8 protein-coding genes and 1 pseudogene are annotated in these 22,640 nt (G+C 75.3%); 5 read left to right on the forward strand and 4 right to left on the reverse strand.

What is annotated here, in order from left to right:
* Positions 1-341: 341 nt before the first annotated feature.
* Entirely contained in the window at positions 342-599 is a 258-nt protein-coding gene (locus tag IHE55_RS08945; RefSeq protein ID WP_197988535.1) for a LysR family transcriptional regulator, read from the reverse strand.
* A gap of 628 nt (positions 600-1,227) precedes the next feature.
* Positions 1,228-1,434, reverse strand: a complete 207-nt coding sequence (locus IHE55_RS08950) for an MbtH family protein (RefSeq protein ID WP_197988536.1) — start codon at positions 1,432-1,434, stop codon at positions 1,228-1,230.
* 615 nt (positions 1,435-2,049) lie between these two features.
* Between IHE55_RS08950 and IHE55_RS08955 the strand changes: the two genes are divergently transcribed.
* The 5 genes from IHE55_RS08955 to IHE55_RS08975 all read left to right on the forward strand — a co-directional run bounded on the left by IHE55_RS08955 (position 2,050) and on the right by IHE55_RS08975 (position 7,759).
* Entirely contained in the window at positions 2,050-3,279 is a 1,230-nt protein-coding gene (locus IHE55_RS08955; RefSeq protein WP_197988537.1) for a cytochrome P450 family protein, read from the forward strand.
* A gap of 624 nt (positions 3,280-3,903) precedes the next feature.
* Positions 3,904-4,863, forward strand: coding sequence for an ATP-binding cassette domain-containing protein (locus IHE55_RS08960; RefSeq protein ID WP_197988538.1), 960 nt, complete (start codon positions 3,904-3,906; stop codon positions 4,861-4,863).
* Positions 4,860-5,660 carry an ABC transporter permease gene (locus IHE55_RS08965; RefSeq protein WP_197988539.1) on the forward strand — a complete coding sequence of 267 codons (801 nt, stop codon included), beginning with the start codon at positions 4,860-4,862 and terminating at the stop codon, positions 5,658-5,660. The genes IHE55_RS08960 and IHE55_RS08965 overlap by 4 nt, the downstream gene beginning before the upstream one ends.
* Positions 5,661-5,932: 272 nt before the next feature.
* Positions 5,933-6,745 carry a phytanoyl-CoA dioxygenase family protein gene (locus IHE55_RS08970; protein ID WP_197988540.1) on the forward strand — a complete coding sequence of 271 codons (813 nt, stop codon included), beginning with the start codon at positions 5,933-5,935 and terminating at the stop codon, positions 6,743-6,745.
* A 147-nt stretch (positions 6,746-6,892) separates the two neighbouring features.
* The gene (locus IHE55_RS08975; protein ID WP_197991884.1) at positions 6,893-7,759 is read left to right on the forward strand and encodes an AraC family transcriptional regulator; all 867 of its coding nucleotides are present in this window, start codon (positions 6,893-6,895) and stop codon (positions 7,757-7,759) included.
* 491 nt (positions 7,760-8,250) lie between these two features.
* Here IHE55_RS08975 and IHE55_RS30980 read toward each other — a convergent pair whose 3' ends face one another.
* Positions 8,251-11,037, reverse strand: a complete 2,787-nt coding sequence (locus tag IHE55_RS30980) for an AMP-binding protein (RefSeq protein ID WP_307826862.1) — start codon at positions 11,035-11,037, stop codon at positions 8,251-8,253.
* A 79-nt stretch (positions 11,038-11,116) separates the two neighbouring features.
* Positions 11,117-22,501, reverse strand: a pseudogene (locus IHE55_RS08980) (amino acid adenylation domain-containing protein); the annotation flags it as partial.
* Positions 22,502-22,640 lie beyond the last annotated feature (139 nt).

The following is a 22,640-nucleotide window of genomic DNA, read 5'->3' on the forward strand; positions in this document are numbered from 1 at the left end:
GGCGACGCCGAACGTGGGCGGGCCCGGCGGCCCGCGTCGGCGCACGGTGGTGCGGGGCCGGCGGACGGCGGTGCGGCACCGGCGAGCGGTGGCGTGCGTCACCGCCGTCGCGGGCATCACGCGGCTGGGCCACCGCGGCGGACGTCGTCGGGTGCGGCGCGGGCCGGTGTGCTTCATCCGGGCCGCCGCGGCCGGGCCCCCGGCCGGGGGCGGAGCCGTACGGCGTGGCGGCGGTGACCCGCCGTCAGCGGCCGGACGGCGGCCGAAGCGGCCCGGCGGTGACGCACCGGGGTACCGGCGGGGCGGGTGCGGCGGCTCGCCGACCGGGCACCCGGCGCGGCTCAGGCCGCGTCGCAGACGCCCTTCATGCCGTCGATGAGGGTCAGCACGGCTCTGGCGGACGGCAGGATCATGCGGCCCTCCCGGGTCAGCCGCGCCCCGGTCGAGTCACGGGTGAACAGCTTGGTCCCCAGCATCTGTTCCAGGCACTTGATCTGGTAGCTGATGGCCGGCTGGGAGTATCCCAGCTCCTTCGCGGCCTGATCCATACGTCCAATTTCCGCCACGGACACGAAAGCGCGGAACTCCCGCTCGTGCATAGCGCCCCCTGTCTTATTTCAGCGCAACGTAAAAGCCCGCTAAAATTCTTTTCCCGAAGCACCGGATCTCGTTATGTGCGGTCCATAACAACTCATGCCATGGGGCGGATCAACGCGCCATGCAGGAAGCTGCAGCCGCCCCGGCGGAATGCGCCGTATCCGGTCCGGCGGGGGCCCGGCGGCGGGCGCCGGCCGCCGGGGAACACCCCTGGTGGAGCCGTCGATACGCCCGGCATGCCCCGAATCCCCGGGACGCGGCGCGCGGCGGCGGCCGGCTCCGGAGACGGGCCGGCGGGCGTCCGGACGGGCGGTCGGCCGGTTGGCAGGAAGCTGTTACGCGCGTATACCGCCGGGGCGCGCACCGGCCGCCGGCCGGTGGCGCCCGGGCCGCCCGGGCACCGCCGGGCACGGGGCCGGCGGCGGTACGGGCGCCTGCGGGGCGGCGCGCCCGGTCGGGGCGGCGCGCGGCGGCAGGCCGCCGGACCCGCGGGCCCGGCGGCGGGGCCGGTGGCAGGGAAGAGACAGCGAGGAGACAGCGAGGGGGCCGACGTCGTGGACGTCGGCCCCCTCACCCGGTGCCGTGCCGCCCGCCGCCGGGGCATCGGGACGGCGGCGGGCGGTGCCGGGATCAGCCCATCTGGGCGACCAGGCTCTTGGGCCGCATGTCGGTCCAGTTCTCGTTGATGTAGTCGAGGCACGCCTGGCGCGTGTCCTCGCCGTGCACGGAGGTCCAGCCCGCGGGGATCTCGGCGAACGCCGGCCACAGGGAGTGCTGCCCCTCCTCGTTGACCAGCACGTGGTAGCTGCCGTTCTCGTCCTCAAAGGGGTTGCTCACGGCGTCCTTCCTTCCTGTCGATCATGTCTCAGCGCGTTCCAGGTGTTCCGGGTGACAACGGCACAACAAGCGTGACCTGACGCCCGTCCGGACGGTGGGGCCGGCACGGTCGCGTGCGAAAGGCCCCTGGTGTCCGTGGACGTCCCCCGGCCGGCGGGGCAGGAAGCGGGCCGACGTCCGCGGTCACGCCGCCCGGCCGGGAGCCGGAGCCGGAAGCACCGGTCACCGGGGGACGGCGCGGCCGCACGCCGCCCCACGGCGGACCCGGTCGCCGTTCACGCTCCATCCATACCCCCGCCCGGGGCCGCCGCTCCGCACTGTTTCGAATAATCCAATACGTGGCGCCCGTTCCCCTCCGGTCCCCGTATCGAATTCCTTGATATCCGCCGCGGCGGCTGTTGTCCGGGTCCGTACGCGATTACTCCCGGGGCCGGGCGCACACCGGACCCGGCAAGCCGATAGAAATCCTCGATGACGGCTCGGGACCGGCGCGCCCAGCTGATACCAACGGTGGGGGAAATCCATGGCGCCGCACCGCCGGCAGACGGACCGCGCCCACCGGCACCCCCGGCCGCGCCACGCCGGGCGCGCACCCGACGAGAGGAAGACGACGACATGTCCGAGGACACCCTTCAGGCCCCGGAGGAGCTGGGCGAGGACTTCCTCCGCGATCCGTATCCCGTGTACGCCCGGCTGCGCGAGCGCGGTCCGGTCGCCCGCATCCTGTTCAACGGCATGCCGATGTGGCTGGTGGTCGGGTACGCCGCGGCGCGCGCCGCGCTCGCCGAACCGGCGTTGCTCAAGGACCCCGACCGCGGCGCCCGGGTGTTCGCCGAGCGCACCGGCGCGGAGCACATGGAGGCGCCGGCCGAGCGGACGCTGGGCGAACGCATGCTGGTGGAGCACATGCTGAACATGGACCCGCCGGACCACACCCGGCTCCGCAAGCTGGTGGGCAAGGCGTTCACCGTGCGGCGCACCCAGGCGCTGCGGCCGGGGATCGAGCGGGTGGTGGGCCGACTGCTCGACGACGTCACCGACCAGGGCGAGACGGACCTGCTCAAGGCGCTGGCGTACCCCCTGCCGCTCACCGTGATCTCCGACATGATCGGGGTCCCGGAGGCCGACCAGGCCGTCTTCGGGGCGTGGTCCAACGCCCTGACCGTGGCCGTACGGCCGGAGGAGATGCAGCAGGTCGCCGACGAGATGGCGGCCTATCTCGTGACCCTCATCGCGGACAAGCGGGCCAACCCCGGCGACGACCTGGTCAGCGACCTGATCAAGGTCCGGGACGCCGGGGACCGGCTCAGCGAGAACGAGCTGGTGTCGATGGTCTTCCAGCTCCTGGTGGCCGGGTACGAGACCACCACCCATCTGATCGGCAACGGGGTGCTGGCGCTGCTGCGCCACCCCGAGCAGCTCGCCGCGGTCCGCGCCGACCGGTCGCTGCTGCCGGGGGCGGTGGAGGAGTTCTGCCGCTACGACAACGCGCTGCACCTGTCCACGCTGAGTATCACCGCCGAGCCGGTGGAGATCGGCGGGGTGGCCATCCCGGCGGACGAGTTCGTCGTGGTCGCCCTCGGTTCCGCCAACCACGACCCGGAGCGCTTCCCCGACCCGGAGCGCTTCGACATCCGCCGGGAGGGCGGCGGGCACCTGGCGTTCGGCCACGGCATCCACCACTGCATGGGCGCGCCGCTGGCCCGGCTGCAGACCGAGATCGCGGTGGGCGTGCTGCTCGACCGCTTCTCCCGGATCGAGCCGGCGGTGGCGCCGGAGGAGCTGCGCCACGAGACGTCGCTGACCCGGGGTCTGGAGTCGCTGCCGGTCCGCCTGGTGCGCTGAGCCCGGGCCGTCCCGGGGGGAGGCGTGGCCGTCCCCCGGGGCCGCGTGGCCGGCCGGCGGGGTGGCGGCCGGCCGGCCGCGGTTCGGGGCGGCGGCGGCCCGGCGGACGGTGACGGCCGGCCCGGCGGCGGTGACGGAGGCCCGGGGCTGGTGACGGGGGCCCGGGGCCGGTGACGGGGGGCCCGGTGACGGCGGCCGGCCGGGCTCCCGGCCCGAGGGAGCCCGCGGCGACCGTACGGCGGCGGTGACGTTCGCGTGACCGGTGACGTCCGTGCGACCGGTCACGTCCGTGCGACCGGTCACGTCCGTGGGGGCCGGTGACGTCCGTGGGGGCCGGTGACGTCCGGGGGGCCGGTGGGCCGGGTCGGAACCCGGCCGCCGGCCCGGCGCGCCCACCGCGGCCCGCACGCGCCCACCAGGGCCCGCACCGCACCCATCGGGGCCCGGCGGCGGGGCGATTCGAAAAACTGGAACTCCGCTGGTTTCGCCGGTCGCCGGAGAACTACTGTCGCCGCTGATCGTATGGGGTCCTTGAGGTATGGAGGTTCGCTCCGGGTCACTCGTCGAGCGATCTCGGGTTCCAGCAGTCACCTCGGATCTCGCCGCCGCGTGGTGAGGAGTCTGATGAACGTCGCAATCTCCGCCGAGGGTCTACGGAAGCGCTACGGCGACAACGAGGTGCTCAAGGGTGTCGATCTCACCGTCGAGGCCGGGACGGTGTTCGGGCTGCTGGGCCCCAACGGCGCGGGCAAGACGACGCTGGTCCGCATGCTGACCACGCTGCTCGAACCCGACGGGGGCACCGCCACCGTCGCCGGGTACGACGTGGCCCGGCAGCCGCAGGACGTGCGTCGCAGCATCGGTCTGACGGGCCAGTACGCGGCGCTGGACGCGGACCTGACGGGCCGGGAGAACCTGGTGCTCATCGGCACCCTCCAGCACCTGGGCCGCAAGCAGGCCCGCGCCCGCGCCGAGGAGGTCCTGGAGAGGTTCGACCTGGTGGACGCCGCCAACCGGACGGTGCGCACGTACTCCGGCGGTATGCGGCGCCGGCTGGACCTGGGCGCGAGCCTGATGGGCAGTCCGCCGGTGATCTTCCTGGACGAGCCCACCACCGGGCTGGACGTGGTGAGCCGGACCGGGCTGTGGGAGATGGTCCGCGCGCAGGTCGCCGCGGGCGTCACGGTGCTGCTGACCACCCAGTACCTGGAGGAGGCCGACCAGCTCGCCCAGCGCGTCGCGGTGCTGGACAAGGGCGGGGTGGTCGCCGAGGGCACACCCGACGAGCTGAAGAACAAGATCGGCGGCGAGCGGCTCCAGATCACCGTCCGCACCCCGGAGATGGCGAAGGCCGCGCAGTCCGCGCTCGCCTCCGACGGTGCGGAGCAGCCGACCGTGGACGGCACCGGACTCCAGGTGTCGATGGCGCTGGAGACCGGGATCGCCGGGGTCGCCGCCGCGGCCGCGGCGCTGGAGCGCGCCTCGGTGGAGGTGGTGGACTTCGTCGTCCGCCGCCCCTCGCTGGACGAGGTCTTCCTGCAGCTGACCGGGCACACGACCGAAGCGGAGGCGACGGCCCGATGAGCAACTCCTATGTGGTGAGCGACTCCGTCGCGCTGATCGGCCGGCACATGACGCACCTGCGGCGGATGCCGCAGAAGCTGGTCAGCGTCACCGTGATGCCGATCATGTTCGTGATCCTCTTCGGATACCTCTTCGGCAGCTCGATGCAGGTGCCCGAGGGCGACTACCACGAGTACATCATGGCGGGCATCTTCGTGCAGATGATGCTCTCCAGCGTCATCAACACCGGCGTCGGAGTGGCGGAGGATCTCAACAACGGGCTGGTGGACCGGTTCCGTTCGCTGCCGATGGCGCAGAGCGCGGTGCTGATCAGCCGGACCGTCTCCGACCTGATCCTCAACATGATCTCCTGCGTGATGATGCTGGGCATCGGGTTCCTCATCGGCTGGCGGGTGGACGGCGTGCTCCAGCTGCTCGCCGGCTTCCTGCTGCTGATGCTGCTCGGCCTGGTGATGGCCTGGATCGGCACCCTCGTCGGCCTGCTGCTCCGGCACGTCGAGGTGGTCAACTCGGTCACCGTGATGATCACGATGCCGCTGGCGTTCCTGTCCTCGACGTTCTACCCGTCCAGCAACCTGCCCGACTGGCTGCGTCACGTGGCCGAGTGGAACCCGGTCAGCACGGTGGTCACCGCGATGCGCGAGGTGTGGGGCAACCCCACCGGCAACGGCTCCGACCCGGCGTTCCCGCTCCAGCACCCGGTGCTGGTCTCGGTGGTGCTGCTGTCGGTGCTGCTGGCGCTGGTGGTGCCGCTGGCCAACCGGGCCTACCGGCGGGCGGTCGCCTCCTCCCGGTGAACCGGACCCACCGGCGGGTGGCCGCCGCGTCCCGGTGAACCACGCCGGCACCGGCCGGGACCGGACGCACCGCACGGTCCCGCCCCGTCCCGGATCCGAACGGCACCGTCGCCCGCGGGGGCGGCGGTGCCGTGGTCGTCACCGGGCCCGGGCCACCCGTGCCGGCACCGGTGGCAGCCGCCGGTGGAGCACACCCGCCACAGGTGGCGCCCGACCGGGGCGGTGCGGGAAATGTCGGGTGGCCGGGATGGGTGCCGCCGCACGATGGGGGCATGGACGACACGACCTTGGTATCCCGCTTCCTCCGCGACGGCTTCGTGAAGCTGGAGGGTGCCGTCGCGCCGCGCGTGGCCGCGGACTGCGCACGGCTGCTGTGGCGGGAGACGGGCTGCGACCCGGACGATCCGGCGACCTGGACCCGGCCCGTGCACCGGTTGCCCGGCATGGCGCAGGGACCGTTCGCCGCCGCGCCCAACTCCCCCGCGCTGCACCGCGCGTACGACCTGCTCGTCGGCGAGGGACGCTGGGAGCCGCGCTACTCGCTGGGCACGTTCCCGCTGCGCTTCCCGCACGAGGAGGAACCGGACGACGCGGGCTGGCACATCGAGGGGAGCTATCTGCCGGAGGGCGAGAGCTGGTACTTCACCAACCTGCGCTCCCACGGCCGGGCGCTGCTGATGCTCTTCCTGTTCAGCGAGGTCGGCGAGGAGGACGCGCCGACCCGGATCCGGGTCGGCTCGCACCTCGACGTGCCGAAAGTGCTGGAGCGTTACGGGGAGGACGGGGCGAGCGGGCCGACCCTCGCGCCCGACCTCGTGGCGGCGTCCGGTCACCGGCCCCTGGCCCTCGCCACCGGGTCCCCGGGCGACGTCTTCCTGTGCCACCCGTTCCTGGTGCACGCGGCGCAACCGCACCACGGGGTACGGCCGCGCTTCATGGCCCAGCCGCCGCTGATGCCGGCCGCACCGTACGAACTGGAGCGGCCCGACGGCGCGTACTCGCCCGTGGAGATCGCGATCCGCCGGGGCCTGGGGCGGGACACCCCCGGCCCGGACGGCGCCGGCTCCGGCCGCGGCGCCGGGTAGGTGTGCCCGGCCCGTCGTCGGGGCGGGCGGGGAGCCGGTGCCCGGCAGCGGCGCCGGCGGCCGGCGCCGGGGGACGCACTCCCCGCCGGTCCCGGTGTGATGGACTCCACCGGACGGGACGGGACGGCGGAGGAGGGGAGCCCGGGCGTGCTGGAGCGGCTGAACCAGGCCCTGGACCACATCGAGAGCCGGCTCGGCCAGGACGTCGAGGTGAAGGAGCTGGCCCGCATCGCGGCCACCTCGGAGTACCACCTGCGCCGGATGTTCTCCGCGCTCGCGGGCATGCCGCTGTCGGAGTACATCCGGCGCCGCCGGCTCACCCTCGCGGGCGCCGAGGTGCTCGCGGGGCGCGACACGCTGCTGGAGATCGCGGTACGCCACGGCTACGGCTCGGTCGAGGCGTTCACGCGGGCCTTCCGCGCCATGCACGGCGTCGGGCCGGGCGAGGCCCGGCGTACCGGCGCCGCGCTCACCTCCCAGTCCCGGTTGGCCTTCCGCCTCACCGTCGAGGGGAGCGGCGCCATGCGGTACCGGGTCGTGGACAAGGCGGCCTTCACCGTCGTCGGGCTCAAGACCCGGGTGCCGCTGGTGCACACGGGGCCGAACCAGGCGATCGTGGACTTCGTCCGCGGGATCGGCCCTCGGACCCTGGAGCGCCTGGAGGAGCTGTCGGACCAGGAGCCGCACGGCATCGTCGCGGTCTGCGACGACCTGGACCCCGGCCGCGCCGAGGGCACCGCACTCGACTACCACCACGGCGTGCTCACTTCCGCGCCCGCTCCTGAGGGCATGACCACGCTGGCCGTGCCGGCCGGCACCTGGGCGGTCTTCACCACCACCGGGCCGGTGCCGCGGGCCGTCCAGGAGCTGTGGCGGGACGTGTTCACCCAGTGGTTCCCCTCGAACCGTTACCGCACCCGCGGCGGCCCCGAGATCCTCCGCACCCGCCTGTCGCCGGGCATGAGCGTGGCCGACGCCGAACTGTGGCTCCCGGTGGAGCCCGAGCACGGCTGAGCACGGCCGGGCACGGCCGGGCGGCATCACCGGCCCCGGCGGCCGGGAGAACGGCGGACGCCGTCACCGGCGGCCGGGGAGGGCGGCGGACGGTGTCCCCGGCGGCCGGCGGCGGTGCGCCCGCCCCGGCCGCCGCCGGGTGGCGGCCCGGCCCGCCGTGCCGAGCCGGTGAACCACCGCCGGGTGGTGGTCCGGGCAGCGGCCGAACCGGCCGCCCCGGCCCCTGACGCGGCGGACCGGCGGCACCCCGTGGGGCGCCGCCGGTCCCCCACCGCCGCCGTCCTCCTACCGCGGCCGGTGTTCGGTACCGCGGCAGGCCGACCGGCGACGTGGACCACGGGCCCGGACCACCGACCTGACCCCCGCGGGCCCGACCGGACGGCCCGGGGCCCGCCGGCCGTCGCCGGACGGCCCGGGACCCGGCGGCCCGCAGCAGGCGGGCCCGGACCCGCCGGCCCGGCCCGCCGGTCCGTCCTACCTGCCCCGGCCCGTCACCACTCGCCCTCCAGCATGTCGATCTCGGCCTGGTCCAGGGCGGCGAGCGCCAGGTCCGAGGGGGTGTGTCCGCCCGCCTCGGGCCGGTCCGCGTGGTCGACCAGCGCCCGCAGCGCCCGGGACCACGCCTCGGCGATCTCCCGCGCCTCCGCCTCGGAGAGCACCCCCGGCGCGTACGTCCAGGTGGCGACCAGCTCCGGCCCGTCCGACCCGTCCACGGTGACGGCGTCCAGCTCCAGCCCGTGGACGGTGCCCGGGCCCGCCGGCCCGGTCGGCGGCAGCGCGGCCACCTCCGGGGCCGGCGCCCACCCACCGGCCGTGGCGTCGGAGAGGGCGTGGTCCAGGTAGGTGAAGCCGATCCGGGGCGTCGCGAGGGCGGCGAGCCGCGCGCCGGTGTCCGCGTCGAGGTGGCGCAGGATGCCGTACCCGACGCCGCCGCCCGGTACCGCGCGGGCCTGTTCCTTGATCCGCTTCACCACCCGGCCGGTCACCGGTCCGCCGGACCACAGTTCGGTCCAGTCCAGCGCGCCGGGGTCCAGCCGTACCGGGTACGGGCTGGTGAACCGGCCCACCGTGCGGCCGAGGTCGGCGCCGCCGATGCCCTCGTCCCGGCCGTTCCCCTCGACCTCGACCAGCACCGAGGTGCCGGTGGCCCCGGTCCGGCGCCGCCGCTCCACGACCGCCAGCGCCAGCGCGCTCAGCAGCAGGTCCGGGACACCGCAGTGGAACACCTCCGGGAGCCGGTCCAGCAGCGGCCCGGTGCGGTCGGCGGGCAGGGTCACGGTGAACGACGCGGCCGGTCCGGCCAGGTCGCGCCCGGGGTCCAGCGGCGCGCCGCCGAACTGCGGGTCCGGGGCGCTCAGCACCTCGGTCCACAGCGGGAGTTCGGCCTTCCGCTCCGGGGTGCGGGCCTCGGCCGCCAGCAGCTCGCTCCACCGGCGCACCGAGGTGCCGGCCGGCGCCGGCTGCGGCTCCGTCCCGGTGGCGCGGGCCTCGTACAGCTCGGCGATGTCGGCGCGGAGGATCTGCCAGGAGGTGTCGTCCACCACCAGGTGGTGGGCGACCAGCAGCAGCCGGCCGGGCCGTTCGGGGCCGGCGTCGAACCAGGCCGCGCGCACCATCCCGCCGTCCCGGGGGGCCAGTTCGCCGCGGAGCCGGTCCAGGTGTCCGCCGATGAGGCCGGGCAGCGCGGTGGCGTCGGTGGCGGTGATGTCGCACCGTTCCAGCCGGCCGTCGGCGGTGACCGACCCGGCGGGCGGCACCTCCAGCCGCCAGCCGCCGGCCTCGCCGGCGTCCACCAGGCGGGCCCGCAGCACGTCGTGCCGGTCCAGCACCTGCTGGAGCACCGCGGTGAGCGCGGGCAGGTCCACGCCGGCCGGGGTGGTCAGCAGCAGGGACCGGGCGTGGCCGTCGATGTCGCCGCCCCGCTCCCGCAGCGCGTGCATGGCCAAGGTGGCCGCGACGGTGCCGACCGGGACGTCCGGCTCCCGGGCGGCGGTGTCGTCGAGGACCTCGGCGACCTGGGCCAGCCCGGCCACCGTCTTGTGCTCGAAGACGTCGTTGACGGCGAGCACCAGCCCGGCGGCGCGGGCCCGGGCGACCAGCTGGATCGACACGATGCTGTCGCCGCCCAGCTCGAAGAAGCTGTCGTCGATGCCGACCGCGTCGGCGCCCAGCACCTCGGCGAAGACCTCGCACAGCAGCGTCTCCAGCGGGGTGCGCGGCGCCCGGGAGCCCTCCGCCCCGTGGAAGCCGGGCGCCGGCAGTGCCGCGCGGTCCAGCTTGCCGTTGGGAGTCAGCGGCAGCGCGTCGAGGACGACGAACGCGGCCGGGACCATGTACTCGGGCAGTGCCGCGGCCAGGTGCCGCCGCAGCTCCGCGGGGTCCGGGGCCGCGGTGCCCGCCGGGGGCACCACGTAGGCCACCAGCCGGGTGGTGCCCCGGTCGGTGCGGGCGGTGACCACCGCGGTGGCCACCGCCTCGTGGCCGGCGAGCACCGTCTCGATCTCGCCCGGTTCGATGCGGAAGCCGCGGACCTTCACCTGGTGGTCGGCCCGGCCGGAGAAGTGCAGCTGCCCCCGGGTGTCCCACCGGACGACGTCCCCGGTGCGGTACATCCGCTCACCCGGGTCGCCGAACGGGCAGGCGACGAAGCGTTCCGCGGTGAGCCCGGGCCGGCCGAGGTAGCCGCGTACGACGCCGGCGCCGGCGATGTACAGCTCACCGGGGACGCCGGGCGGCACCGGCCGCAGCCGGTCGTCGAGCACCAGGACCCGGGTGTTGCCGATCGGGCGGCCGATGGCGGGGGCGCCGCCGGTCTCCGCCAGGTCCGCCGCGGTGGACCAGATGGTGGTCTCGGTCGGCCCGTAGAGGTTGGTGACGCCGGCGGCGAGCGTGTGCAGCCGGCCGGCCAGCGGCGCGGGCAGCGCCTCGCCGCCGGTGAGGACCCGCATCCCGCGCAGCGCCTCCGGGTCGGTGGTGACCATCGCCTGCCACAGCGACGGGGTCGCCTGGATCACGCCGGCCCCGGTCCGCCGCGCCAGGTCCAGCAGCGCGGCCGGGTCGCGGACGGTGTCCCGGTCGGCGATCACCACCCCGGCGCCGGACAGCAGCGGCAGGAACAGCTCCAGCCCGGCGATGTCGAACGACACCGTGGTGACCGCCAGCAGCCGGTCGGTGGGGCTCAGCGGGATCCGCTCGCGCATGTCGGTCAGGAAGTTGGTGAGGCCGCGGTGCGGCACCACCACGCCCTTGGGGCGGCCGGTGGAGCCGGAGGTGTGGATGACGTAGGCGGGGGTGGTCCGGGGGCGGGGCCGGGCACCCGGGGGCGGTGGCGGGCGCCGCCGCCAGCTCCCGCGCGGTCTTCGGGGCGTCCAGCAGCAGCGGCTCCACCTCCGCGCCGGCCAGCAGCGCCGCGGTGGCCGAGGTGGCCAGCGCGAGGGCCGGCCGGGCGTCGGCGAGGGTGTGGCGGACCCGGTCCAGCGGGTGCTCGGGGTCGAGCGGCAGGTACGCCGCCCCCGTCTTGAGCACCGCCAGCAGGGCGACGGGCAGGTCGGCCGTGCGCGGCAGCGCCACGGCCACCAGGCGCTCGGGACCGGCGCCGCGGCTCAGCAGCAGCGCGGCGAGCCGGTTCGCCCGCTCCTCCAGCTCCGCGTAGCCGAGTTCGGTGCCGCCGGCGACCACCGCGACGGCCCGCGGGGTGCGGGCGGCCTGCTCGGCGACGAGGGCGTGGACCGGGCGGTCCGGCACCGGCCCGGCGGTGTCGTTCCACCCGGTGAGCAGCCGCCGCCGCTCGTCGGCGCCGAGGATGTCGATGCGGCCGATGGGCAGGTCAGGGTCGGCGGTGACCGCCTCCAGCACCCGCACCAGCCGCCGGACCAGGGTCCGGACGGTCTCCTCGTCGAACAGGTCGGTGCTGTACTCCACGACGCCGAGCAGGCTGCCCGCCTCCCCGGGGCCGTCCGGCCGCTCGCCGAAGGCGAAGCTCAGGTCGAACTTGGCGACGCCGAGGTCCGCCGGTTCCGGGCGCAGTTCCAGGTCGCCGAGGCGGGCCGTGACGGGCGGGGTGTTCTGCACCATCAGCATGACCTGGAACAGCGGGTGCCGGGCCAGCGAGCGCTCGGGGTTGACCACCTCGACCAGCCGCTCGAACGGCACGTCCTGGTGGGCGAAGGCGTCCAGGCTGGTGCGGCGGACCCGGTCCAGCAGTTCGGTGAAGGCCGGGTCGCCGGAGGTGTCGGTGCGCAGCACCAGGTTGTTGAGGAAGAGGCCGACGAGGCCCTCCAGGTCCTCGTCCGTGCGGCCGGCGACCGGGCTGCCGAGGGGGATGTCCTCGCCGGCGCCCAGCCGGGTCAGCAGCACGGCCAGCGCCGCCTGCAGGACCATGAAGGTGCTGGCGCCGTGGGCGCGGCCCAGGGCGGTGATGCGGCGGTTGAGCGCCGGGCTCAGCGAGCACTCCAGGGTGGCGCCGCGGTAGCTCGCGGTGGCCGGCCGGGGCCGGTCGGTGGGGAGTGCCAGTTCGTCGGGCAGCCCGGCCAGGGTGCGGCGCCAGTGGTCCAGCTGCCGGGAGAGGGGGCTGTCCGGGTCGTCCTCGTCGCCCAGGTGCTCCCGCTGCCACAGCGCGTAGTCGGCGTACTGGAGCGGCAGCGGGGTCCAGCGGGGCGGCCGGCCGGCGCGGCGCGCGGTGTAGGCGGCCGACAGGTCGGCCAGCAGCGGTGCCTCGGACCAGCCGTCGGTGGCGATGTGGTGCATCACCAGGGCGAGGACGTGTTCGGTGGCGCCGAGGGCGAAGAGCACGGCGCGCACCGGCAGCTGGGTGGTGAGGTCGAAGCCGCGGGTGACGGCGGCGCGCAGCCGCTCCGGCAGTTCCTCCTCGGTGGTGTCCACCACGGTCAGCGGCAGCGGTGCGGCTCCGGGGTCCCGGACCACCTGGCGGGCGGTGCCGTCCACCTCGGGGAAGACGGTGCGCAGGCTCTCGTGGCGGGCGACGATGTCGGCGAGGGCCAGTTCCAGCGCCGTGCGGTCCAGCGTGCCGGACAGCCGCAGCACGGTGGGCATGTTGTAGGTGGCGCCCGGTCCCTCCATACGGTTGAGGAACCACAGCCGGCGCTGGGCGAAGGACAGCGGCAGCACCTCCGGGCGGGTCCCGGCGCGCAGCGGCTGCCGGGCCCCGGCGGCCCCGTCGAGCCGGCCGGCCAGGGCGGCCACGGTGGGTGCCTCGAAGAGGGTGCGGACCGACAGTTCGGTGCGCAGTGTGGTGCGGACCCGGTTGGCGAGCCGGGCGGCCATCAGCGAGTGCCCGCCCAGGGCGAAGAAGTTGTCGTCCACGCCGACCGAGGGCAGCTCCAGCACCTCGGCGAAGAGCCGGGCGAGCACCTCCTCGCGCGGGGTGCGCGGGGCGCGGGAGGCCACGGTGGCCGACAGGTCGGGGGCGGGCAGCGCCTTGGTGTCGAGCTTGTCGTTGTGGTTGAGCGGGAGGGTGTCGAGCACCACGAACGCGGCCGGGACCATGTACGAGGGCAGGGTCTCGGCGAGCGCGGCGCGGATGTCGGCGACGACCGGGGTGGTGCCGGCCTCGGCCACCAGGTAGCCGACCAGCCGCGGGTCGCCGGGGGTGTCCTCGCGGGCGACGACGGCGGCCTGGGAGATCCCGGGGAGCGCGGCGAGGGCCGTGGTGACCTCCCCGGGCTCCACCCGGTAGCCGCGGATCTGCACCTGGTTGTCCACCCGGCCCAGGTAGACCAGGGTGCCGTCGGCGTCCCGGCGGACCAGGTCGCCGCTGCGGTACATGCGGGAGCCGGGCGGGCCGTAGGGGTCGGCGACGAACCGCTCGGCGGTCAGGTCGGGCCGCTGCCAGTAGCCGCGGGCCAGTCCGGCGCCGGCGATGTACAGCTCACCGGGGACGCCCGGGGGCACCGGGCGCAGTCCGGCGTCGAGCACCTGGGCCCGGCCGCCGCGGAGCGGCCCGCCGACGACCGGGTGGGCGGCGCGGCTCACCGGCGCGGTGAGCGAGTCGACGGTGGCCTCGGTGGGGCCGTAGAAGTTGAACCCGAGGGTCTGCGGCGCGGCGGCGCGCAGCCGGGTCCACAGCTCCTGGCCGGCGGCCTCGCCGCCGAGGAAGAGCGCCCGGGGGGCGAGGCCCTCGGTGTCGAAGAGGCCGGCCTCGATCAGCTGGACGCAGTACGACGGGGAGACGTCGATGGTGTCGAGCGGATGGTCGGCGAGGTGCCGGACGAGGGCGTGCGGGTCACGGCGCACGTCGTCGTCGATGATGTGGAGTTCATGGCCGGCGAGCATCCACAGCACGGCACCCAGGGAGGTGTCGAAGGACAGCGCGGCGGTCAGGCCGGCCCGGAAGCGTTCCTTGCCGCTGCCCGCCACCAGGGGTTCGAAGTACTCCCGGCGGTGGGAGGCGAGCAGGTTGGCCACGCTGCGGTTCTCCACGGCGACGCCCTTGGGGCGGCCGGTGGAGCCGGAGGTGTGGATGAGGTAGGCGAGGTTCTCCGGGGCGGCGGGGCCGGTCAGCTCCTCGGGGGTGAGGTCGTGAGCGGGCAGCGCGTCCAGCGCGGCGGCGTCCTCGCCGTCGATGATCAGGCGGGGGACGTCGCCGAGCGCGTCGCGGTACCGCTCGGCCAGTTCGGCGGAGGCCACCACCGCGACCGGGCGGATGTCGTCCACGACGTACCGGACGCGTTCCACCGGCTGTCCGGTGTCGATCGGGACGTACGCGCCGCCGGCGGCGTTCACCGCGAGCGGGGCGGCGACCAGGTCGGTGGTCCGGGGCAGCAGCAGCACCACGCGCCGCTCCGGTCCGACGCCCCGGGCGGCCAGCCAGCGGGCCATCCGGTTCACCCGGGCGGCCAGTCCGGCGAAGGTCAGCCGTTCGGTGGCGGTGCTCACGGCGACCGCGCCGGGGGTGGCGCGGGCCCACCGGGCGAGGTGCTCGGCCATGGTGCCGGTGGCGTCGGTGGCCTCGCCGCCCTGCCAGTCGGTGCGCAGCCGGTGGTGTTCCTCGGGCGAGAGCAGGTCGATGGCGGACAGCGGCAGCGCCGGGTTGGCGGAGACGGCCTCCATCAGGCGGACGAGCCGTTCGGCGAAGGTCACCGCGGTGGCCTTGTCGAACAGGTCGGTGCTGAAGGAGAGGGTGCCGGTCATGCCGGCGGGGGCGCCGGCCGCGTCGAAGGTCTCGCCCAGGGAGATGTCCAGGTCGAACTTGGCGGTCTTCACGTCGGCCGGGTGGAGCCGGGTGCGCAGGCCGGGGAAGCGCAGCGTGAGTTCGGGGATGTTCTCGAAGCTGAGCATGGTCTGGAACAGCGGGTGCCGGGAGAGCGACCGGTCCGGGCTCAGCTCCTCCACCAGCTGGTCGAACGGCACCTCCTGGTGGGCGAAGGCGGCCAGGTCGGCCTCGCGCACCCGGTCCACCAGCTGGCGGAAGGTGGGGTCGCCGGAGAGGTCGTTGCGCAGCACCAGGGTGTTGACGAAGAAGCCGACGCCGTCGATGAGCGACTCGTCGTTGCGGCCGGCGATGGCGGTGCCCAGCGGGATGTCGTCGCCGGCGCCGAGCCGGGACATCAGGGCGGCGAGCGCGGCCTGGACGACCATGAAGAGGCTGGCGCCGCTGGTGCGGGCGATGTCGTGGAGCCGGGTCTGGAGGGCGGCGGGGAGGGTGAGCGGGATGAAGTCGCCGCGGTTGCTGAGCACCGCCGGCCGGGGCCGGTCGGTGGGCAGGTCGATCTGCTCCGGCAGACCGGCGAGGGTCTGCTTCCAGTAGGCGGTCTGCCGGCTCAGCCGGCTGTCCGGGTCGTCCGCGGTGCCCAGCAGCTCGGCCTGCCACAGCGTGTAGTCGCCGTACTGGACGGGCATCGGCTCCCACGCGGGGGCGGTGCCGGCGCGCCGCGCGGTGTACGCGGTGGCCAGGTCCCCCACCAGCGGGGTGAGGGACCAGCCGTCGGAGACGATGTGGTGCATCACGACGAGGAAGACGTGCTCGGTGGGGCTGAGCACCAGCAGGTCGGCCCGGATCGGCAGGTCCTCGGTGAGGTCGAAGCCGCGCTGGGCGACCTCGGTGAGCGCCTCGTCGAGGCGGTCCTCCTCGACCTCGGCCACCAGGATGCGGGGGCGGGCCTCGTCGGCGGGGAGCACTCGCTGGTACGGGACGCCGTCCCGGTGCGGGAAGACGGTGCGCAGGCTCTCGTGGCGGGTGATGACGTCGTGCAGCGCGGTGTACAGCGCCTCCCGGTCGAGCTGGCCGGTGAAGCGCAGCGACACGCCGAGGTTGTAGGTGGGGCTGGGGCCCTCCATCTGGTTGAGGAACCACAGGCCGCGCTGCGGGAAGGACAGCGGCAGCTCCGCGGGCCGCTCCCGGGCGGTGAGCGGGGCGCGGGCACCGGCCGCCCGGTCCACCAGCCGGGCCAGCTCGGCCACGGTCGGCGCGTCGAACAGGTCGCGCACCGCGATCTCCACGCCGAGCACCGCCTCGATGCGCAGCACCAGCCGGGTGGCGACCAGGGAGTGGCCGCCGAGGGCGAAGAAGTTGTCGTCGATGGTGACCGAGGACAGCTCCAGGATCTCCGCGAACAGGCCGCACAGCACCTGCTCCTGGGGGGTCCTGGGCGCACGTCCGGTGCCGTCGCCGGCCGTCCCGGGCTCCGGGAGCGCGGCGCGGTCCAGCTTGCCGTTGGGGGTGAGCGGCAGGGTGTCCAGGGCGAGGACGGCGGAGGGCACCAGGTAGTCGGGGAGGGTCGCGGCGAGCTCGGTGCGGAGCGCCTCCACGTCGGCCCGGTGGCCGTCCTCGGGGATGACGTAGGCCACCAGCCGCTTGTCGCCGGGCCGGTCCTCGCGGACCACGACCGCCGCCTGGGCGACGCCGGGCAGGTCCGCCACGGCGGTCTCGACCTCGCCCGGTTCGATGCGGAAGCCGCGGATCTTGACCTGGTCGTCGGCGCGGCCGGCGAAGACCAGCTGGCCGTCCGCGGTCCACCGGGCGAGGTCGCCCACCCGGTACATCCGGGAGCCGGGCGGCCCGTAGGGGTCGGCGACGAACCGTTCGGCGGTCAGGCCGGGCCGCTGCCAGTAGCCGCGGGCCAGTCCCTCGCCGGCGACGTAGAGCTCGCCGGTGACGCCCGGCGGCACCTGCCGCAGACCGGCGTCCAGGACGTGGGCGCGCATGTTGTCCAGCGGGCGTCCGATGGGCACGGTGCCGGGCACGGCGTCGGCGGAGGGCACCGGGAAGTAGGTGGCGAACGAGGTGGTCTCGGTCGGCCCGTAGGTGTCCTTGAACACCAGGCCGGGGAAGCGGGTGAGCAGTTTGCGCACCGCGCTGCCGGGCACCACGTCGCCGCCGGCGAGGAGTTCGCGCACCCCTTCCAGGCAGTCGGCGTCGTTCTCCACCACCACGCGGAAGAGTCCGGCGGTCAGGTGGAGCCCGGTGACGCCGTGCTCGCGGATCATCTGGCGCAGGGTGGCGACGTCCATGTCGTGCGGCGGGGCGACGACCACGGTGCCGCCGGTGAGCAGCGGCACCCACAGCTCGTAGTTGGCCGCGTCGAAGGCGTGCGGGGCGTGCAGCAGCACCCGCCGGTGGGCGTCGCCGGCGAAGCAGCCGTCGAGCGCGAAGGCGAGCAGGTCCCGGTGGGTGACGGCGACGCCCTTGGGCCGGCCGGTGGAGCCGGAGGTGTACATCAGGTACGCCAGCCGCTCGGGGTGGCCGGGGACCTCGGGGGCGCCGGCCGGGATGCCGTCCGCGTCGCTGCCACCGTCCGCCCCGCCGCCGACGGTGAGGACGGTGGCGGTGTGCCCGAACTCCGCCGCCGCGTCGGTGAGCAGCACCGACGCCTCGGTCTCGGCCATGATCAGTTCCCACCGGGCGCGCGGCGCGCGGGCGTCCAGCGGCACGTAGGCGCCGCCGGCCTTCAGCACGGCGAGCAGCGAGACCACCAGCTCCGGGGAGCGCTGCTGGAGCACGGCCACCCGGGACTCCGGGCCGACGCCGGCGGCGATCAGCCGGTGTGCCAGGCGGTCGGCCCGCTCCGCCAGCTGACGGTAGGTGGTGGGGGTGCCGTCGGCGGCGATGAGCGCGGTGGCGTCCGGGCTGGCGGCCGCCTGCTCGTCGAACCGCCGGGTCACGGTGCCGGTGAGGGCGGGCACCTCGCGGACCGGGCCGGCCCACCGGGTGGCGTACCGCCCGGCCTCCTCGGGCCGCAGCAGGTCGATCGTGGCGATGCTCTCCCCCGGGCGGGCGGCGGCCGACTCCAGCAGCCGCACCAGGCGCCACAGCAGGTCCCGTACGGTGGCGGCGTCGAACAGGTCGGTGGCGAACAGCACCTGGCCGCCGATGCCGGCCGGGGCGCCGTCGGCGTCCCGCCGCTCCTGGAAGTCGAATTGCAGGTCGAACTTGGCGATGGCCAGCTCGCCCGGCTCCACGGTGGTGTCCAGCCCGGGCAGGTCGAGCGTGTCGCCGGGGTGGTCCTGCATGCTCAGCAGGACCTGGAACAGCGGGTGCCGGGCCATGGACCGGTCCGGGTTGAGCACCTCCACCAGCCGCTCGAACGGCACGTCCTGGTGGGCGTAGGCGGCCAGGTCGGTCCGCCGCACCCGGTCCACCAGCTCGGCGAAGGACGGCCGGCCGGAGGTGTCGGTGCGCAGCACCAGGGTGTTGACGAAGAACCCGACGAGGTCGTCCAGGGCCTGGTCGGTGCGGCCGGCGACCGGGGTGCCCAGCGGGATGTCCTCGCCCGCGCCCAGCCGGGTCAGCAGGGCGGCCAGGCCGGCCTGGAGGACCATGAACAGGCTCGCTCCGCGGTCCTGGGCCACGGCCAGCAGGTCGCGGTGGAGCGCGGCGGGCAGTTCGCACTCCAGCACCTGGCCGGCGTGGCTCGCCACCGGGGGCCGCTGCCGGTCGGCGGGGAGCGGCAGCTCGTCCGGCACGCCGTCCAGGGTCTGCTTCCAGAAGGCGAGCTGGCGGGCCAGCGGGCTGTCCGGCCGCTTCTCGTCGCCCAGCAGCGCCCGCTGCCAGAGCGTGTAGTCGGCGTACTGGACGGCGAGCGGCGTCCAGGCCGGGGCGTGGCCGCCGGCGCGGGCGGTGTACGCCTCGGCGAGGTCGCGGACGAGCGGGGCCAGCGACCAGCCGTCGCCGGCGATGTGGTGCATCACCACCGACAGCACGTGCCGGTCCTCGGCGAGCGTGAACAGCTCGGCGCGCAGCGGGATCTCGGTGGCGAGGGCGAAGGTGTGGCGGGCCGCGGCGGCGAGCGCGGCGGGCAGCCGTCCGGCGTCGGTGGCGGTGAGCCGCGGCAGGTCGGGCAGTTCGTCCGCGGTGAGCACCCGCTGGAGGGGCACGCCCTGCCGGTCGGGGAAGACGGTGCGCAGGCTCTCGTGGCGCAGCAGCACGTCGCGGAGCGCGGCGCGCAGCGCGTCCGGGTCGAGGTGGCCGGTCATCCGCAGCACGAACGGGATGTTGTAGGTGGGGCTGGGGCCGTCGAGCCGGTCCAGGAACCACAGCCGGGCCTGGGCGAAGGACAGCGGCACCGGGTCGGGCCGCTCGGCGGGGGCGAGCGCGGTGCGGGCGGCGGCCGCGGTGTCCAGCAGCCGGGCCAGGGAGGCCACCGTGGGGTGGTCGAAGACGTCGCGGACGGCGAGTTCCACCCCGAGGACCGCGCGGGCCCGGCCGGCGAGCCGGGTGGCGGCCAGCGAATGGCCGCCGAGGGCGAAGAAGTTGTCGTCCGCCCCGACCGCGGGCAGGCCCAGGACCTCGCCGAAGAGGCCGGCGAGGACCTGCTCGCCGGGGGTGCGGGGGGCGCGGCCGGCGCCGGTGGCGGCCCGGTCCGGCTCCGGCAGGGCGCGCTCGTCCAGCTTGCCGCTGGGGGTGAGCGGCAGGGCGTCGAGGGTGACGAACGCGGCCGGGATCATGTGGTCCGGCAGCGTCTCGCCGAGCTTCTTCCGCAGCCATCCGGCCTCCGGCGCGTCGCCGGGGTCGCGGGGCACCAGGTAGGCGACGAGCCGGCGCTCCCCGCGCCCGTCATCGCGGGCGAGCACCGCGCAGTCGGCGACGCCGGGGCAGGCCGACAGGGCGGCGGCGATCTCGCCGGTCTCGATGCGGAAGCCGCGGATCTTCACCTGCGCGTCGGCGCGGCCGAGGTACTCCAGTACGCCGTCGCGGCGGCGGGCGAGGTCACCGGTGCGGTACATCCGGGAGCCGTCGGCGGCGTACGGGTCGGCCACGAAGCGCTCGGCGGTCAGGCCGGGGCGGCCCAGGTAGCCGTGGGCGACGCCGGGGCCGGAGACGTACAGTTCGCCGGTGGCGCCGGGGGCCACCGGCCGCAGGGCGCCGTCGAGCAGGTGGACGCGGAGGTCCGGGATGCCCTCGCCGATCAGGCTGCCGGTGCCGGCGGCGGCCAGTTCGGGGCCGAGCGGCAGGTAGCTGACGTGCACCGTGGTCTCGGTGATGCCGTACATGTTGACCAGCCGCGGGGCGCAGGGGGCGTCCGGCCCGTGCCGCTCGTACCAGTCGGCGAGCCGCGGCAGGTCCAGCGCCTCGCCGCCGAAGACGATGTGGCGCAGCGCCAGCCGGTCGCCGGTGGCCGGGTCCTCCCGGTCGGCGTGCATCAGCTGGTAGAAGGCGGAGGGGGTCTGGTTGAGGACGGTGACCCGCTCGTCGGCGAGCAGCCGCAGGAAGCTCTCCGGGGACCGGGAGACGTCGTGCGGGACGACGACGAGGCGGCCGCCGTGCAGCAGCGGACCCCACAGCTCCCACACCGAGAAGTCGAAGGCGTAGGAGTGGAAGAGGGTCCACACGTCGTCGGCGCCGAAGCCGAACCACTCGCGGGTGGCGTGGAAGAGGCGGACCACGTTGTGGTGCGGGACCACCACGCCCTTGGGGCGGCCGGTGGAGCCGGAGGTGTAGATGACGTAGGCGGGGGCGGCGGGCGTCAGCGGCGCGGTGCGGTCGGCGTCGGTGAGGTCGGTGCGGTCCAGGCCGGCCAGCGCGCCGGTGGTCTCCGCCGAGCCCAGGGCGATCCGGCGGACGCCCTCCGGGAGCGGGACGTCGGTGTGCTCGTCGGTGACCACCAGCGTCAGGTCCACGTCGGCGATGGTGGCGGCGATCCGGTCGGCCGGGTAGGCGGGGTCGATCGGGACGTACGCGGCGCCGCTCTTGACGACCGCGAGCACCGCGACGACCTGGTCGAGGGAGCGTGGCAGCACCAGGCCGACGAAGCGGCCGGGTCCGGCGCCGCCGGCCACCAGCAGCCGGGCGAGGGCGTTGGCGCGCCCGTTGAGCTCCGCGTAGTCGAGCGTGTCGGTGCCGCTGCCGACGGCGGTGGCGCCGGGGGCCGCCGCGACCCGGGCCTCGAACAGCGCGGGCAGGGTGGCCGGGGCGGTGGCCGGGGCCTGCCCGCCGGCCGCCTCAAGGGCCTGCCGCAGCTCGTCCTCGGGGAGCACGTCGATCCGGCCCAGCGGGTCACCGGGCGCGCAGCGGGCGAGGGTGTGCACCAGGTGGGTGAGCCGGCGGCGGTGCCGGTCCAGCTCCTCGGCGGTGTACACCTCGGGGTTGGCGTTGAACTCCATGCGCAGCCCGCCGCCGCCGGAGCGGCTGTCGATCACCAGGCTGAGATCGTCGTCGTGGCCGACGGTGAGGGTCTCCACGGTGGCGGTGGCGCCGCCGAAGTCCAGGTCGTAGTCGAACATGACGATGTTGACGCGCGGGCCGACCAGGCGGCGGCCGTCCACCAGCGCGCCGGTGTCGCGGCGCAGGTCCTCGTACCGGTGGCGCTGGTGGCGCAGCGAGCCGCGCATCCGCCGGGAGACGTGGGTGAGGAACTCCGCGACGGTCGTCCGCGGGCTCACGGTCAGCCGCAGCGGCACCACGTTGGAGACCATGCCGGGGATCTGGGCCGTCGCGCCCGGCGGGCGGGCGGAGACCGGCAGCGCCAGGATCACCTCGTTGCGGCCGGTGACCCGGTGCAGGTAGAGCGCCTGGGCGGCGACGAACGCCACCGGCCAGGCGGTGCCGGCCTCGGAGGCGAGGGCGCGCACCGACTCCAGGGTGTCCGGGTCGATGGTGCTGATGGTGCGCAGCAGCGGGGTGCGGGGGTAGCCGCCGGTCCGCTCGGCCAGCCCCTGGGCCTCGGGCCGGTCGGCGAACTCCCCCGCCCAGAACTCCCGGTCGCGTTCGGCCTGGGCGGAGGCGGCGTAGGCGGCGTCGGCCTCGACCAGGTCGCTCAGCCTGCCGGGCCGGGCCTCGGGTGCGGGCCGGCCGGTGACGGCCGCGGTGTACAGCTCGGCGACCCGGCGGGCGATGAGTCCGCCGCTGAGGCCGTCGAGGACGATGTGGTGGTGCCGCTGGTACCACACGTGGCGGTCCTCGGCGGCCCTGAACAGCGCGAAGGTGAACAGCGGCCCGCCGCCGGTGAGATCGACCGGCCGGGTGGCGTCGGCGGCGATCCAGGCGCGGATCGCCTCCTCGGGGTCCGGCTCGCCGGAGACGTCCACCACGGGGAAGGTCCAGTCGAGTGCGGGGCGCACGAGCTGGTACGGGCCGTCGGCGTCCTCGCCGAAGCGGGCGCGGAGCGCGTCGGTCTCCTGCACCACGCGGCGCAGCGCGGCCTCGAACAGCCCCGCGTCGACCGGGCCGTCGAGGGCGACCCGCTCGGCGAGGCCGAAGACGGGGTTGTCCGGTCCTTCTTGCAACGCGTACCAGATGCCCCGCTGCCCGGCGGTCAAGGGGACACGAACACCCTGCGGGTCAGACATTCACTCACTCCACACTTGGTCGATCAACCCGGACGGGAACTGGTCACTCATCGCGCCTGAGCCGGCGAGGCGGCGCTCCTGTCAGCGCTCCGCAGGAAATGAGTGGGGGTCGCCCCGGTCCGCGCCGTCCCGCGGCGGC

Source organism: Streptomyces pactum, assembly GCF_016031615.1.
In the GTDB taxonomy this organism is placed as follows: Bacteria; Actinomycetota; Actinomycetes; order Streptomycetales; family Streptomycetaceae; genus Streptomyces; species Streptomyces pactus.

What these genes read in the sequence shown, in the direction of transcription:
- IHE55_RS08945 (WP_197988535.1), bottom strand. Translation starts at nt 599, where the DNA reads ATGCACGAGCGGGAGTTCCGCGCTTTCGTGTCCGTGGCGGAAATTGGA.
- IHE55_RS08955 (WP_197988537.1), top strand. Translation starts at nt 2,050, where the DNA reads ATGTCCGAGGACACCCTTCAGGCCCCGGAGGAGCTGGGCGAGGACTTC.
- IHE55_RS08960 (WP_197988538.1), top strand. Translation starts at nt 3,904, where the DNA reads ATGAACGTCGCAATCTCCGCCGAGGGTCTACGGAAGCGCTACGGCGAC.
- IHE55_RS08970 (WP_197988540.1), top strand. Translation starts at nt 5,933, where the DNA reads ATGGACGACACGACCTTGGTATCCCGCTTCCTCCGCGACGGCTTCGTG.
- IHE55_RS08965 (WP_197988539.1), top strand. Translation starts at nt 4,860, where the DNA reads ATGAGCAACTCCTATGTGGTGAGCGACTCCGTCGCGCTGATCGGCCGG.